Source organism: Streptomyces sp. NPDC047453, assembly GCF_040643155.1.
Classification (GTDB): Bacteria; Actinomycetota; Actinomycetes; order Streptomycetales; family Streptomycetaceae; genus Streptomyces.
The window spans coordinates 169,081-182,618 of the sequence record NZ_JBEYTS010000007.1; the positions used below are offsets into that span (position 1 = coordinate 169,081).

Here is a 13,538-nt window from a genome sequence, read left to right on the forward strand (position 1 = left end):
GCCTGACAACCTCAGAGGATCCGCTGACTGTGTGCAGAAATCTCGATCGAGGGAGGCTGTCCAGGAACTATGCCTCGGCGCTTGATCTGGTCAGCTGACACCCATGCGACCTCAGGGTTATGGGCTGACGCTAGATTCCTAAGGGCCTGCGTTTGCTCTGGGGTCGGGACAAGTTCGTAGATGTCAGCCACGAGGATCTCGTAAGCCTGCGCCCATTCGCTCCACCGAATGGGGTCCACATCGCGCCGTAGGTAGTTGTGCATGATATGGGGAAATTCGTCCGGGGGCAGGATTTGTGAGGCCAGCAGTTCCTCTTGAAACTCCCGCCAGGGAGAATCTTCACGGCCCAGCCGAGAGTCAAACCAATGAAAAAACTTATAGAGGTGCCGCCCGGGGACTCGTACGCGCAAGTCTCGATAGCTAGCCGCGTCTACTGGAATTAGATTGTCGTCAGTTACACTCATATCGGCAAGAATCCCACTGCCCTGCGGCGATACCTTATGGACCCCGCCAACCGGCTGAAACTGATTACGCCACCGAGAGCCGCGAATCAAAAGATACTTGCCGTCCACATAAATCTTGAACAGGTACGAGGTGGAAATCCGCACAGACTGCTTCCGGTAGCGGAGCGAATACCAAAGGGTCCGCAATTTTTCCCGGTTTTGCATGATCTGCTCAACGGCCGGAACCGCCAACCCCATGCTGAGACCAGTCGTCATATTGACAACGGTCGAGTTAGTGATAAAGAAGCTAGCTACCCCAGAGGCGACGGCAAGCAGGAAGTAGATGATAAGCCGCAGCACGGGAACTCCTATCGCGGTAGTGGCACTAGCGGATTTCCGAGCAGGTATCGACTAACCCATGTGAGTTGCGACCGAGAGCCGGCTAGAGCCTCTAGAAGCGGGCGGGATACGGATCTCGCTTCATACATCGCAACGAGGAGGGCGCGCCTTACGTTCACGTTCGCCTCATTCTCAAACTCGCGTCGCAGGAGCTGCCCGTCAGCGATGGTACTTACTCTTCCTAGGTAACGGGCAGCGAACTCGCGCGGTAGGCTCGACTTATTCTTGTCCCCCAATATACTCCAAGCCAAATCGCGGATTTCCGTGGAATTGATGCTTAGCCGTGCAGCTGCTTGCAGTAGCCGCTGTTCCAAACTGTCGTACTGATGGCCAGCTGCGCGCTGCATAGCCGATACATAGGCCCTAGTAGTAGCTGAAAGTCGATTCGGGAAGCATTCCAGATATCGAATGAGCTCGCTTGCTAAGTGGTGACTTTCTTTTAGGTTACGCAATACCCAGGGAATTGCTCGATCGTCGCTATGGTTTCCCATGCGAAAAAGAGAGAACTTGACGTCTCGATCATTCTGTTCATCCTCGGTCGCCGCCAGGAATAGCTTATAGAGTCTTTCTTCTGCTCCTACTTCACCGATTCTGAGTCCGTAAGCAATTGCGTCTTTTTCCAGGCTCTCTAGCTGGGATACAGCGGATACCGGGTCGTAGATATCAGTTTTCGTCATCGACATGGATAGGCGACGCGACCGCAGAATGGAATTTACTTCCAAAAGGGCGTCACGCAAGGATTCGCGCTCTGTGTCAAATATCATCATGTCGTCGGAATACCGCAGGTACTTGAAATTGGCGCGATGTACGAACTCATCTACTGGCAACATGTAGAGGTTCGCTAGAATCGCCGAGGCATCCGGTCCCTGAGGTATCCCCCATGCGCGACTAGACGACTGAAACATGCGGAGCCAGGAAATCAATCTGTCGGTAACCCATGGGTTTGCCCCTGCTGATTGAATGTCCACTGCGAGGGCGCCTACGTCAATGTGCTCATAGAAAGAGACAACATCCGTGCGGGCTAGCTGAAACGGTGTCTTGCTGATCATCTTGACACCACGCTTTTGCATGGCCACCCACGAATCGATCGGTTTCCAAAAGGACTTACCGTTTTCCCCCCACCTTGCGCTGTAGACGCTATCGTGTAGTTGTTTTTCGACTAGTTCAGCAATAGAAAAGATCAGCGTGTCATAGACGAGTCGGTCATGCACTGAAAGTCGCGAGATTGGGCGTACTGCTACCGCATTCTTCGGTAGGTCTAGAACTTCGACATATTCAGGTCCGACTTGGCCACTTTGCAAGGAATCAATTACGGCGCGACGGACGTCACCCCATGACGCATCTATGTCTGCCCAATTGATGATGTCAGGTATCTCAGAGCGTCCGCGGCCGCGCAATAGGCGATTCCATGCATCATCCAGATTGACCCAGAAGGGACGCCCCATAGTCCGCTGTTCTCCCCTCCGATCAGACCCCCACGATCAAGCACAAGCGTAGTAGAGCAGGGAAGCCGTAGACCACCTGAGCTTCCCAAGCTGATGGCTCACGGGCGGTTGTCGCAGGCCGGCCGAGGCCGTTTCTCTCGTTCGACAGCCCAGTAGCGTGGCTGAGGTCGACAGGGACACACCGAGGCACACCAGCAGAGAGACCCCGGCCTGTGCGCCAGGGTCTCATCCACGTTCGTCAACGTTCTCTCACGGGGTCTCCGTGATGAACTTGCTGATCAGGGCCAGATGTAGCCCAAGATCATGAAGAAGAGAACCGCGAGTCCAACGGCCGTTCCGCCCGCTGTCTTAATGGCCTCGTAGTACGACACATCCTCCATGGTCCGATGGAGGACGCCCGCAAAGATTCCAATGATGATCGCGATCAGGACCGCGATCAAGGAATCGGTCTTCTTGTTCCTCGGGGACTGGTGAGGAACGGGAAACTGCGGGGTGTTCTGCGGCGCACTCATGCGCAACCCTTCGTCTGCCGCCTACGAAGGGATGACCTGTCGGATTCGGGCTGGCGAAGTTGCCCGGCCGCGTTGCCTTGCCGCGGCTTCACCCCAAGGGTGCTCAGACCGGTCGTGGCGTGACCGTTCCAGCGACCCGTCGTGCTTGGGTCCTCCGTTCCTGCCTCGCCATACGTCGCGTTGGCATCCAGGCGTCGGCAGGACTCGGCGCACGCCCAGACCGCCCCACCTACGTCGGTGGGGGCTTGTCGTCAGACATGGAGCTTGGCTCACGAATGTCCGAAAATCCCAACCGATCAAGAATTTGTGGGGTTAGTCACCTCTCTCCTCGCTCGGGTGGACAGCCCGACCAAGCCGGTGAGTGACGGATCCTGGGCGAGGACGTGATCACGCTCAAGAGCTGCGTCCGTCTCCGGGACGGTCTGAGATCCTGGAGACCGATCGAGAGGGGCCGCAGGTATGGAGTGGAAGACCCACGGTGAGCGACAGATCTACACCAACAAGTGGGTGAATCTGTGTCTGGTCGACGTCCAGCAGCCTGATGGGCGCAGGTGGGAGTACCACGTCGTTCGCCTCCGACACCTGGCCGTAGCCGCCGTGGTGAATGATCGTCAAGAAGTCCTGATGATGTGGCGTCACCGCTTCATCACGGACTCGTGGGCCTGGGAGTTGCCCATGGGCCTGGTCGAGGACGGCGAGACCCCGGAAGAGGCAGCGGCCCGCGAGGTCCTGGAAGAGACGGGCTGGCGCCCTGGTCCCATCAAGCCCCTGATCTACGCCGAGCCGGCCAACGGCATCACCGATTCACAGCACCACGTCTTCCGCGCGGATGGCGCCACCTACGCCGGGCCGCCCACGGAAAAGAACGAGTCCGACCGCATCGAGTGGATCCCCCTCTCGGAGGTGCGAGGGATGATCGACCGCCGGGAGATCGTGAGCAGTGGATCGCTCGTGGGTCTGCTGTACCTGCTCATGGATGAAGCGATCCGCTGACCGGTGGGAGGAGGGCCCGTAGCCTCGCCTCGAAGGCCAGGGCTACGGGCTCTTGCCTGTGTGGTGCCAACTGGTCGTAGAACTCCCTGAGATGGCCGGACACCCGCTCGGAGGCCACCGCCGACGCAGGCTCCAGCGCTTGCGTGGCGGTGTGGCACGCCTGATCAAGCTTGCCTTGGTCCAACTGCGTACGAGCAAGCCAGAACGCGTGAAACGCGCGGCCGCGCTGGTTGGTGCGGTCCTCCCGCCGCAGAGCATCCGCGATCAATGGTTCGGCAGTTGCTGCTTCGCCCAGTCTGCCGTGGGCGATGCCCGTGTCCACGATGAGCTTCGGCTCGTCGAAGTAGGCCACCCATGACGGGTCCGGGTCTCTCGCGTGGATCTGCTCGAAATGGCGGTGTGCTTCCCCGATAGCCCGGTGCGTGGAATCCCGGTTGCCGAGGGTGGCATGAGCGAAGGCTTCGCGCATGGACAGCATGGACAGGACGCGTGGGGTGGTGCCGAGGGCTGAGCGGGCCTGGTCCTGGGCGGCGGTCACGAGTGCGAGTGAGTCCGCGGGCTTGTCCTGGTACGTGGCCTGCAAACTCATGCAGGCAAGGACGTTGGCCATGAACTGACGGTCGTCGATTTCCTTGGCCAGGTGCAGGGCTTCGGTGAAGTACGCACGGGCCTGGTTGTACTGACGGGCGTCGAAGTAGGTCCAGCCGGTGAGGCGCGCCAGCTCGGCCGCGATTCCGTACAACCCGTTCTGGATGGACGGCGGTCGGCTCTCCTTCAGTAGCCCGACCACATATCGGAGCTGGCCGACGATGGCCGGCCTCAGAGCCTCACCGCCGTGCTGGTTGTCGCGTCGCCAGTAGTCCTCGATAGACGACCGGAAGGCCTCGAGTGTGGCTGCGCTCAAGCTCGTTCGGGTGGCCAGCGCCAGGATGCTGTCCACGTCCGGACCTGGCAAAGAGTCCGGGGTCTGTTTCTCCGGCTCCGGCTGCTGAGGCGCCTCGCGCTCGGTGACTACGAGAGCCTGGGGAGTCTCCCAAGGCCGCCGGGCGAGCCCAAGCATGTCCCCTGGGATGCGCAAGCCATCCGCGATGCGCTCAATGACATCCATGTGGAGTAACTGGCGTCGGCCTGCGATGACTTCGCCGACTCGGCTGGGCGTCAAATCGCACCGTCTGGCGATCATTGATGGGTAGATGCCCGCCCTGGTCTTCACCAGCCGGAAGACTTGGGCGAAGTCCCGTCCCCGGCATGCGTTGATCATCTCGGGATCCGTGAGCAGCCTGGCTGGCAGTTCCTGCGGCCGGTCGGCGTCGGGCATCGGGCAAGCTCCCACACTGCGAGGGCTACGCAACGTCGCTGGTTCTCTACTTGCCGCGATGTTACCCAAGTTGGGTAATCAGCCTGACCTTTCGGCGCCGGTCTCCGGATCGCGATGCTCCTTGCATGGCGAGCAAACAGCAGACCAGACCAGGCATCGGTGAACTGGCGAAGGACAGCGCCAGGGGACGTATCGGCGTCGTCATGGGTGAGGTCGGCGGCCGTGTGCAGATAAGGCCGATTGGTGGCGGCACGGAGTGGGATGCCGTGCCGGACAACGTGGTGGCGCTGAGTGCGCGGGAGGAACTGAGCGCACGCCTGGCCGTCAAGAACGGCAACAGTCGGGGTGGGCTGTGATGCGCGCCATCGGCCGGTACGCGGGTGTCCTGTTCATCATCATGATCAGCGGGTCCTGCGGCCTGGTGATCGGCATGGCTCTCGCCATCGGCCAGTAGACCGGCCGCCCCGACCGGGTGCCAGTTTCCCGGCTTCCCCGTCCCCGTTCGGGACTGGCCATCCAAGCCCGCGTCCTAGTCGTCCATGAGCCGGGCTCGGCGACCCATGCGGGCGGTAAGTGCCACGCACCGCTACACACGAGGAGTACTCGCATGACGGCAACAGCGAACGATCAGAGGACCGGTCGCGCGGTGGCTGGTGAGGAGCTGTTCGAGAGCCTCGCCCACTTCGTGGTCGTCCACGACGGGCAGTCGGCCGAGCGTGCCGAGCGGATCGCGGATCAGGCGGTCGCCTTCCTGGTGACGGCGGCCACCGCCACCGTCACCATGGTCCCCTCGGACGACGTGGACCTCGGCCTGCACGCGCTCATCCTGCACACGAAGGAGTACGCCGAACTCTGCGAGCAGTACGCGGGCCGCTTCCTGCACCACAACCCGAAGCCGGGTGGCGGTGGCCGCGACCCGGAGAAGGTCGCCGCTTCGGCCCTGGCCATGAAGGCCGCCGGGTTCATGGTCTTCGACGACCTCTGGACCGTGAACGGTGAGACCCTCGCGCAGTGCGACTCGGACTGCGGCCGACCGTACGGCCAGGCGTAGCACACGACAACAGCGACGCGGCCGGCCTCTGCACATGGTCGGCCGCGCTCGCCAGGAGGGAGAAGCGACCTTGTCCGGCCAAACCCCTGAACTGCCGATCGCGGTGCTCGACGCACTCATGCCCACGGCACAGCACCTGGTCATCAACCGCCGAGGCTCCACGGTCTGGGAGGTGGAGAGCCACCGGGGCCGATACGCCGTGAAGCTCGGTTACCCGATCGAAGCCACGGACGACTGGCCTGCGCAGCCCTGGACTGCGCTCGCCCCCGCACGCGAGGGCGCCGTTCTCTATCGCCTCAGCCTTGACGACATCGCCTACGGCGAGTGGGAGCGCGGAACCTGGAATTTCCAGCCGTGGCACGAGGGGCCGGACCTGTACAGGTTGTGGGAACCCTGCCGTAAGCGAGACTCGTCCATCAAGCCGCACACCAGCGTGGCGCTGGGATGCGTCGAAGCGCTGGCAGAACTCCATGCCAAGGGCTGGGCGCACGGTGATGTGCAGCCCGCCCACTTCATCATCGGGCCGGAGCGGACCCATCTCATCGACCTCGCCCTTGCCCGAGGCGGGCACGTACCCGTGGGGTACGACTTCCCGTTCCGCGGCTGCCTCGTCCACTACGAGGCACCGGAGATCGCGCGTAACGTGCTGGCAACCGGAGAAGCCGAGCCGACGCAGGCAGCCGACGTCTACGCACTCGGCGCCTCTCTGCTCATCTCCGCCACAGGTTGGCGAGCGGTCGAGTACCCCGACGACGCACCGCGCCGCGTGCAGAGAGAGGCAGTGGCGAATGGTCGGCAGCGGCCCGTGAGGGTGCCCGGTGAGCTGGGCGAGCTGATCGACGCGATGCTCAGCCACGCCCCGGAGGATCGACCAACGATCTACGAGCTGGGCAAAGCCCTGAGCTGATCCCGAAGCCCCTTCCGCCGAACGTTCCCCGGGCGGCGGAGGCCGACAACAAGAGACCGGACCACCCCTCAGCCTGGACAGCATCCCGGGTGGTCCGGTCGTGGAAGCCCTGATCAGGACCCCGGTGCCGATGGTACCGGGGCGGTCGGCGTGCCCGAATGCGGGTGCGGCTACAACCCTGGCTTTTCGTTGTCGAGTTGGAGAGGAAGACCTTGGACTACGGCCGACGGAACCACAGTTCTGACCTCAACCACCGAAAGTCAGCCACGGCGGCGGGTGCGCCGAACGAGCACCCGTCACGTGTGTCTCCAGCGACCCCATACCGGCCTCAGCCACGCTTCCTGAATTCGTCGCAGACCGCGCCCCTTCTGGCCTGCGCGTTGTCGACGGACGCCCGGCGCTTAGCTCTGCCTCTGGCCTCCGCTTGCAGAACGGAGGGCGGTGGGACGGTGCGGTTGCTCGCCACGCGTCTCGACCTGGTCCTGGTGCTCGGGCTGGCCGGGTTGCTTCCTGCTCTGGCTGTCCGTCTTGGCGGTGTTGCGCGCTGAGTGGCTGGGGGCCGCCGGAGCGGTGGCGGAGACAGGGAGCGGCGGCGGCCCGTGGCCGCCAGCGCGCGCGGACCGCCGCAGGCGGGCCGCCTTGATCCAGTAAAGAAACTCTGAACAGCACGCAGGGCAGGGCGGTGGTCGAGCAGCGAGAGACATCCCAATGCCGTGGACAGGCCCCGGCGGTTGGAGCAAGCGCGGTACGTAACGACGGCACGGCGGCGGGCGGGAAGACATGACCGAGCACATACCGGACAACGAAGAGGGGTTGACCAGCATTCACGTCGGGGATGCGGATCAGGTGGCTGCGCTGATCGAGGAAATGAAGGCCATGGTCGGCCGCCTCACCAGGGAGACCAGAGTGTTGCGAGAGGACGTGGCCCGGCTCAAGACTGCGACTTCGACTGCCGAGACTTCAGCTCCTCGACCTCGCGCCGCAGCTCCTGATGCTCAGCGCTGAGGACACGGATCTCATCACGTAGTGCAGTGAGCATTTCAGCGAGGGTGGCCCTGGCGGCTTCGGTGTCGTCGGGCCTTCCCTCTCCTTGTTCTGCCTGGCTGGGCGTCTTGCCCTCCTTAGCCAGGTACCAAGCCGGCGGGGTATAGCCCACCGAGAACTCGCCAGCGGCGTCGTGGTCTGCGACGAAACTGCCCCGGCCGTGGATCGTGTAGATCAAGCCCTCGTCTCGCAACACGTTGAGCGCGCCCCTCGCGGTCATGTTGGCCACGCCGAAGCGTTCCTGTAGCTCGCGAATGGACGGCATCTGCTCGCCCGGTTTGATCCGCCCCTGCAAGATGTCGCGCCGAAGCTCGTCGGCAGCGTGCTGGTACGGCGGCCGGCGGTCCTGCTTGCTCTCTGGCGCGGGGCTCATGGCCCAAGGGTATCGATCCTTAGCAGCCCTAGCACACCCCACTGACATAGGTGGCCTATCTAAGTTGACACCTAGCTCACCACACTCACTTGACACTGCTAGGTCAGCTATGTTCAATGGTGATCACGCCCCGCCGCCTGGCGGAGCGCAACCGAAAGGAAGCAACTCCCATGGCACGCATTCGTGTTGGCCTGCTCCCCACCTCGTCGTTCATGGTCGGAACCCTGCCGGTGCCGAAGTACGCGGATCAGGAGAAGACGCAGTTCGCCACTGACCGTGAGACCGGCGCGAAGCTCTACACGGTCACCCTCTTCTTCATGGAGGAGGACCGCGCTGAGGCACTGAAGATCACCGTTCCGGAGACGGGTCTCCCCAACGGCCTCCGGCCCGGTATCCCGGTCATGCCGGTGGAGCTGTTCGCCACCCCGTGGGCGCGGATCTTCAACGGATCGCTCTCGGACGGCATCGCCTACCGCGTGGACCGCTTGGACCTGGTGGCCCCGGCCACTGAGGCGTGAGCAGCACATCTCTCCGGTTCGGCGCTGAGCGCAGCTACCCGCTGCCTCACGCCGGACCGGATGCCCGGTTCACCGAATCGCTCGTGAACTCGGTAGCGGCCGTGCTCGTCGGCTACGGCTACCCCCGCCTCGACGCCCCGGCGGATCGGACAGCCCTCGAATCGGCCCTCGCGGCCTTCCTCTACACCCCGATGGAGAACGACATATGAAGGGTCCGAACGACCCGGCAGAAGGGACCTTCGACTACGGCCCTCTCGTGGTCGACCTGGCGCTGGCGGTGCTCGTGGGATGGACCGTGTGGTGGGTAGTCCGCTACCTGCGCGCCGACGCCATGACCCGGCAGTCGATCCGGCAGGCCGTACGTGTGCGGTGGGGCTGGAAGCGGCTCGCGCCGATGCTCAAGCTGTCTGTCACGGACAAGACCCCGACCGCGCTGGCCTCGCTGGCGAACACGAACGGCAAGCCCATCAAGCCCCGGGTACTCATCCCTGCCTTGAAAGTCACACATGACGCTTACGGAGTGATCGCACGGGCGAGCTGCCTGCCCCGCGTGGGTCTGGAACAGTTCCAGAAGGCGGCCCCTCATCTGGCGGACGCCTGGAGGTGTACGCGGGTCGCGGTCACCCAGGACAAGCCGGGGCAGGTCGTCATCCGTGGTGTCCGCCTGGATCCGCTGAAGTTCCCCACCGAGCACCACCCGACGGGTGAAGTACCAGACGAGAAGGCCCGTTGGGACCTCGGCGTAGACGAGTACGCACAGCCGGTGGCCGTGGACCTGACGCAGGTGCCTGGCGTGACCGTGGCCGGCCTGCCTGGCTTCGGCAAGACCAGCCTGATCAATCGGCTTCTGTCAGACTGGGCGCCCTCGTCTGCTGTGCAGTTCGCCTGTGCGGACGGCAAGGTGTCGGCTGCGCACGAAGGCGACTACGCCGACTGGGTACAGCGCATGTTCGCCTTCGTCGGCGATGACCTGGAAGAGGCAAACAAACTCTTCCGGCAGCTGGTGGAGCTGCGTCGCGCCCGCTCGGCCTCGATACGCACGGTGCTCGGGGTGAAGTCCATGTGGGACATCGGCCCCTCCGAGGGCTGGCCCTTGGTCGTGTTGGTGATCGACGAAGCCCACACGTACTTCCGCGACCACAAGGGCAGCGACCCCAAGACGAAGAAGCTCGCCGCGCTCGCCGCCGAGAACGCCCGACTCGTGGAAGACCTCGTGAAGAAGGGCCGCTCGGTGGGGATGCTCGTCATCCTCGCCACGCAGAAGTCCACCGGCGACGCGATCCCCACCTTCATCCGCGACGTGTGCCCCGTGGGCCTGAGCTTCGCGCAGAAGACCGCCGAAGCCGCCGTGGCCGCACTCGGCGAGGAAATCCGGGAGTGGCCGGACGCCAACCCGATCAACCTCCAAGACCCCACCTATATCGGCGTCGCGTCCATGAACCACCAGTCACAGCCCGGCTTCACCCGCGTCCGCACCCCCTACGTGCCGGACGCGGAGGCGGCCCGCCTCGCCGAACAGACCGCGACGCTCACTGCCAACCCCTACGCCCTCCTGGAAGCCGTCCTCGGCCCGCGCATGGGGGAGGTGAACCTGACCAAGCCCGACGCTGACGCGGCCTGAACTGCTGCCCCGCCCGTCCACGACACCCCGGAAGGGAGGTGAAAACCCATGACAGAGGACCGGATCACTCAGCGCACCATCACCGCCGTGATGATCATCATTGCCGCGCTGGCGTTCGTCTTCTCCTTCGGCAACGTCTGGTCCCTCGCCCTCCGCCTGGGCGTGCCCGCCCCGATCGCACCGCTCATCGCGCCGATGGTGGACCTGTCCGTGGTCGGCCTGCTGGTCGCCCTGCGCTACCTCTCCCTGCGCGGCCTGCCCGCCGACCAGATGAAGGCAGCCACCCGACTGATGCACTTCTCCGGACTGCTGACCCTGGCCCTCAACGTCGCCGAACCGATCGTCGCCGGACACTACGGCCGCGCCGCAGTGGACGCCGTGGCCCCACTGCTCCTTCTCGGCTGGGGTGCCGTCGGCCCTCAGCTCCTGCGCGCCTTCCACACCATTGCGCGCCCCGCCGCCGCTGTCTCCCTGCCGAACGACATCGGGTCGGCCCCCGAGACCGTCCCTACCCCGGCCGCCGCTGCGGCACCGAAACCAGCCCTGGCCCCGGTCGCCCCGCTCACCACCCCGGCTCCTGCCTCACCTGCGGTCAAGGTGCCTGAGCCTCTGCTGATCGAAGCGCGCTCCATCGCCACGTCCCACCACGCCGAGCACGGCGAGCCCATCACGGCGGCCCAGCTCAAGACTCGACTCGGCATCGGCCTGCCCATGGCAACCGCACTCCACTCCGCCTTGTAGGACCGCCCCCTCCGCCGGCCGTCCCGGCATCTCCCACTCTCGCCCGTCCCTGGGCTGGACCTTCCATGCCTGCGGGCAGCAGCCCGAGCGCACTGTTCGCTGCTGCCCGCAGGCCCCACCCTCGCGTCAGAAAGGACGTCCCGCCACCCATGCGCCGCCCCGTCGACCTGCGCCACGTGATCAGCCCCGGCCTGCGGGACCTGGTCGAGCTGGCCAACACCCACGACTTCGACCGCGTACAGCAGCAGGTCCGCGACCTGCGGGGTTGCACCAACCCGATCAACCTCCACGGCTGGACAGTCACCACGGACCAAACCACCAAGCAGGTGGTCCGCTCCTACCGCTCCGAGGACGAACCCTCCGGACGTCTCCTCACGACCTGCGGCAACCGCCGGGCCTCCCGCTGCCCCGCCTGCTCCCGCCTCTACGCGGCCGACACCTACCACCTGATCAAGGCCGGACTGTCCGGCGGCAAGAACGTCGCCGAAGCCGTCCGCGACCACCCTCGCGCCTTCGTCACCCTCACGGCCCCGTCGTTCGGTCCCGTCCACAACCGCCCCACGACGGATACGGGTAAGCCCCGCCCCTGCGCGTGTGGCGACAGCCACGCCGAGGACGCTCCCGAACTCGGCACCCCGCTGCACCCGGTGAGCTACGACTACACCGGCGCCGTGCTGTGGAACGCTCATGCCGGGGCCCTGTGGGCGCGCTTCACGACCTACCTGCGCCGCGCCCTCGCCGAACACCTGGGCATGACGCAGAAGGCGCTGAACGCCGCTCTCCGCGTCTCCTTCGCCAAGGTCGCCGAGTACCAACAACGGGGCCTGGTCCACTTCCACGCCGTGATCCGCTTCGACGGACCCGACGGCCACACCACCTCGCCCCCGCCCTGGGCCACCTTCGACGCCCTGAGCGCCGCCGTGGGCCTGGCGGTCGAACGTGCCCGGCTCATCATCGAGTCCGACGCCATCGGCGAACGCGTCATCGCCTGGGGCCGCCGGTACAAGGTCGACCCCATCACCGCCCTGGGCGACGGCGAACTCACCGACGCCAAGGTTGCCGGATACGTCGCCAAGTACGCGACCAAGAACGCCGAAGGCGCGGGCACTGTGGACCGCACCCTGATGTGCCGCCCCTGCGCCGGACGCGGTTACGTACGCGGCCCCGACAGTTTCCACGACCGGTGCCCCGATTGCGACGGCACCGGACAGGCCGAACCAATCAAGACCCTGCCGATCCAGCAGCACGTACGCCAGATGATCCGCACCGCCTGGGCCCTCGGCCACCTGCCGGAATTCGCCGAACTCAAGCTGTGGAAGTGGGCCCACATGCTCGGCTTCCGCGGCCACTTCTCCAGCAAATCCCGCGCCTACTCCACCACCCTCGGCGCACTCCGCGACGTACGCCGAGCCTGGCGCCTCGCCCAGGCCGAAGCCGCCCGCGCCCGCGCCGGCCTCCCCGCCACCGACGAGACGACCCTCGTCACCGCCTCCTCCTGGACCTACCTCAGCAGCGGCTACCGCCCCGGTGAGGAGTTCCTCGCAGCCCAGGTCCGCCACGACATAGCCCACATCCAACGCCTCAAGCAGGAAGGGGATTTCTCATGACCAACCGCAAGACGACGTTCGTCGGCCGCTTCCAGTGCGGCCAAGGCTCCTGGCGTGTCTCCACTGGGACTGAGGAAGTCGCCACGGTCATCGGGCAGCTCTTCGGCAGGCAATCGCCGACCCAGGCCAGCAACGAAGCCGATCACTTCGAAGTGCTGCCCCGATCGACCTCCATGCGGGTCGTCATCTCCGGCCCCGAATCCATCAGGGCCGGCCTGCTGACAGCCGCACCTCGCTATGAACCCCAGCCCAGTACTCGCCTCTCGTTTCGCCTCGCCGACGCGTACACCCTCGGCGGCTTCCGCCTCAGTTCCGCCTCATGGGACCTAGCAGAGTCCGTCCCCACGCTGAGGACAGCACTGTCTGAGACGCACGGGGACGCCCTCTGCGAACTCGTTGCAGAGACAGTCGAGTTCACAACCCGCGACGGCGCGGCGCAGTCGTATTGCCGCCCCTCTATCAAGGTCATCGGCCCTTGGCACAACCCCGACCAGCACGCCGCCTAACCTGAACACAGAAAGCGGCGCCCCCGCCTCGTCCGGTGGGGGCGTCGCTGCGTGTGTCCG

The 13,538-nt window shown here is 64.7% G+C and carries 15 protein-coding genes and 1 riboswitch; of the genes, 10 read left to right on the plus strand and 5 right to left on the minus strand.

What is annotated here, in order from left to right:
* Positions 1 to 11: 11 nt before the first annotated feature.
* The 3 genes from ABZ818_RS09660 to ABZ818_RS09670 form a co-directional block, all read right to left on the minus strand.
* Positions 12 to 803, minus strand: a complete 792-nt coding sequence (locus ABZ818_RS09660; RefSeq protein WP_361412659.1) for a hypothetical protein — start codon at positions 801 to 803, stop codon at positions 12 to 14.
* Positions 804 to 811: 8 nt separating this feature from the next.
* Complete coding sequence (locus ABZ818_RS09665) at positions 812 to 2,287, minus strand: RNA-directed DNA polymerase (RefSeq protein WP_361412660.1); 1,476 nt, start codon at positions 2,285 to 2,287, stop codon at positions 812 to 814.
* 278 nt (positions 2,288 to 2,565) lie between these two features.
* Positions 2,566 to 2,799, minus strand: coding sequence for a hypothetical protein (locus ABZ818_RS09670; protein WP_361412661.1), 234 nt, complete (start codon positions 2,797 to 2,799; stop codon positions 2,566 to 2,568).
* A gap of 3 nt (positions 2,800 to 2,802) precedes the next feature.
* A riboswitch (cyclic di-AMP (ydaO/yuaA leader) is annotated at positions 2,803 to 3,019 on the minus strand.
* A 239-nt stretch (positions 3,020 to 3,258) separates the two neighbouring features.
* Between ABZ818_RS09670 and ABZ818_RS09675 the strand changes: the two genes are divergently transcribed.
* Positions 3,259 to 3,792, plus strand: a complete 534-nt coding sequence (locus ABZ818_RS09675) for an NUDIX hydrolase (protein ID WP_361412662.1) — start codon at positions 3,259 to 3,261, stop codon at positions 3,790 to 3,792.
* On the opposite strand, the gene ABZ818_RS09680 is transcribed toward ABZ818_RS09675, so the two are convergent.
* Positions 3,770 to 5,110: a helix-turn-helix transcriptional regulator gene (locus ABZ818_RS09680; RefSeq protein ID WP_361412663.1), complete on the minus strand. Its 1,341-nt coding sequence runs from the start codon at positions 5,108 to 5,110 to the stop codon at positions 3,770 to 3,772. The genes ABZ818_RS09675 and ABZ818_RS09680 overlap by 23 nt on opposite strands.
* A 125-nt stretch (positions 5,111 to 5,235) precedes the next feature.
* On the opposite strand from ABZ818_RS09680, the gene ABZ818_RS09685 reads away from it, so the two are divergent.
* The 3 genes from ABZ818_RS09685 (at position 5,236) to ABZ818_RS09695 (ending at position 7,068) form a co-directional block, all read left to right on the plus strand.
* On the plus strand, positions 5,236 to 5,466 hold the full coding sequence (locus ABZ818_RS09685) for a hypothetical protein (RefSeq protein ID WP_361412664.1): 231 nt from the start codon (positions 5,236 to 5,238) through the stop codon (positions 5,464 to 5,466).
* A 251-nt stretch (positions 5,467 to 5,717) separates the two neighbouring features.
* Positions 5,718 to 6,161, plus strand: a complete 444-nt coding sequence (locus ABZ818_RS09690) for a hypothetical protein (RefSeq protein WP_361412665.1) — start codon at positions 5,718 to 5,720, stop codon at positions 6,159 to 6,161.
* Between the two features lie 70 nt (positions 6,162 to 6,231).
* Positions 6,232 to 7,068 carry a protein kinase gene (locus tag ABZ818_RS09695; protein WP_361412666.1) on the plus strand — a complete coding sequence of 279 codons (837 nt, stop codon included), beginning with the start codon at positions 6,232 to 6,234 and terminating at the stop codon, positions 7,066 to 7,068.
* Positions 7,069 to 7,999: 931 nt separating this feature from the next.
* On the opposite strand, the gene ABZ818_RS09700 is transcribed toward ABZ818_RS09695, so the two are convergent.
* A complete protein-coding gene (locus ABZ818_RS09700; RefSeq protein ID WP_361412667.1) occupies positions 8,000 to 8,485 on the minus strand; it encodes a GntR family transcriptional regulator in 486 nt (161 codons plus the stop codon).
* Between the two features lie 170 nt (positions 8,486 to 8,655).
* Here ABZ818_RS09700 and ABZ818_RS09705 point away from each other — a divergent pair, with 170 nt between their 5' ends.
* The 6 genes from ABZ818_RS09705 (at position 8,656) to ABZ818_RS09730 (ending at position 13,478) form a co-directional block, all read left to right on the plus strand.
* The gene (locus tag ABZ818_RS09705; protein WP_361412668.1) at positions 8,656 to 9,003 is read left to right on the plus strand and encodes a hypothetical protein; all 348 of its coding nucleotides are present in this window, start codon (positions 8,656 to 8,658) and stop codon (positions 9,001 to 9,003) included.
* An 83-nt stretch (positions 9,004 to 9,086) separates the two neighbouring features.
* Complete coding sequence (locus ABZ818_RS09710; protein WP_361412669.1) at positions 9,087 to 9,212, plus strand: hypothetical protein; 126 nt, start codon at positions 9,087 to 9,089, stop codon at positions 9,210 to 9,212.
* On the plus strand, positions 9,209 to 10,624 hold the full coding sequence (locus ABZ818_RS09715) for an FtsK/SpoIIIE domain-containing protein (RefSeq protein ID WP_361412670.1): 1,416 nt from the start codon (positions 9,209 to 9,211) through the stop codon (positions 10,622 to 10,624). The genes ABZ818_RS09710 and ABZ818_RS09715 overlap by 4 nt, the downstream gene beginning before the upstream one ends.
* 48 nt (positions 10,625 to 10,672) lie before the next feature.
* The gene (locus tag ABZ818_RS09720) at positions 10,673 to 11,365 is read left to right on the plus strand and encodes a DUF2637 domain-containing protein (protein ID WP_361412671.1); all 693 of its coding nucleotides are present in this window, start codon (positions 10,673 to 10,675) and stop codon (positions 11,363 to 11,365) included.
* A gap of 149 nt (positions 11,366 to 11,514) precedes the next feature.
* Positions 11,515 to 12,972, plus strand: coding sequence for a replication initiator (locus ABZ818_RS09725; RefSeq protein ID WP_361412672.1), 1,458 nt, complete (start codon positions 11,515 to 11,517; stop codon positions 12,970 to 12,972).
* Positions 12,969 to 13,478 (plus strand): hypothetical protein, encoded by a 510-nt coding sequence (locus ABZ818_RS09730; RefSeq protein ID WP_361412673.1) that lies wholly within the window; start codon positions 12,969 to 12,971, stop codon positions 13,476 to 13,478. Before ABZ818_RS09725 ends, ABZ818_RS09730 begins: the two co-directional genes overlap by 4 nt.
* Positions 13,479 to 13,538 lie beyond the last annotated feature (60 nt).

What these genes read in the sequence shown, in the direction of transcription:
- ABZ818_RS09665 (WP_361412660.1), bottom strand. Translation starts at nt 2,287, where the DNA reads ATGGGGCGTCCCTTCTGGGTCAATCTGGATGATGCATGGAATCGCCTA.
- ABZ818_RS09670 (WP_361412661.1), bottom strand. Translation starts at nt 2,799, where the DNA reads ATGAGTGCGCCGCAGAACACCCCGCAGTTTCCCGTTCCTCACCAGTCC.
- ABZ818_RS09675 (WP_361412662.1), top strand. Translation starts at nt 3,259, where the DNA reads ATGGAGTGGAAGACCCACGGTGAGCGACAGATCTACACCAACAAGTGG.
- ABZ818_RS09680 (WP_361412663.1), bottom strand. Translation starts at nt 5,110, where the DNA reads ATGCCCGACGCCGACCGGCCGCAGGAACTGCCAGCCAGGCTGCTCACG.
- ABZ818_RS09685 (WP_361412664.1), top strand. Translation starts at nt 5,236, where the DNA reads ATGGCGAGCAAACAGCAGACCAGACCAGGCATCGGTGAACTGGCGAAG.
- ABZ818_RS09690 (WP_361412665.1), top strand. Translation starts at nt 5,718, where the DNA reads ATGACGGCAACAGCGAACGATCAGAGGACCGGTCGCGCGGTGGCTGGT.
- ABZ818_RS09700 (WP_361412667.1), bottom strand. Translation starts at nt 8,485, where the DNA reads ATGAGCCCCGCGCCAGAGAGCAAGCAGGACCGCCGGCCGCCGTACCAG.
- ABZ818_RS09705 (WP_361412668.1), top strand. Translation starts at nt 8,656, where the DNA reads ATGGCACGCATTCGTGTTGGCCTGCTCCCCACCTCGTCGTTCATGGTC.
- ABZ818_RS09715 (WP_361412670.1), top strand. Translation starts at nt 9,209, where the DNA reads ATGAAGGGTCCGAACGACCCGGCAGAAGGGACCTTCGACTACGGCCCT.
- ABZ818_RS09720 (WP_361412671.1), top strand. Translation starts at nt 10,673, where the DNA reads ATGACAGAGGACCGGATCACTCAGCGCACCATCACCGCCGTGATGATC.
- ABZ818_RS09725 (WP_361412672.1), top strand. Translation starts at nt 11,515, where the DNA reads ATGCGCCGCCCCGTCGACCTGCGCCACGTGATCAGCCCCGGCCTGCGG.
- ABZ818_RS09730 (WP_361412673.1), top strand. Translation starts at nt 12,969, where the DNA reads ATGACCAACCGCAAGACGACGTTCGTCGGCCGCTTCCAGTGCGGCCAA.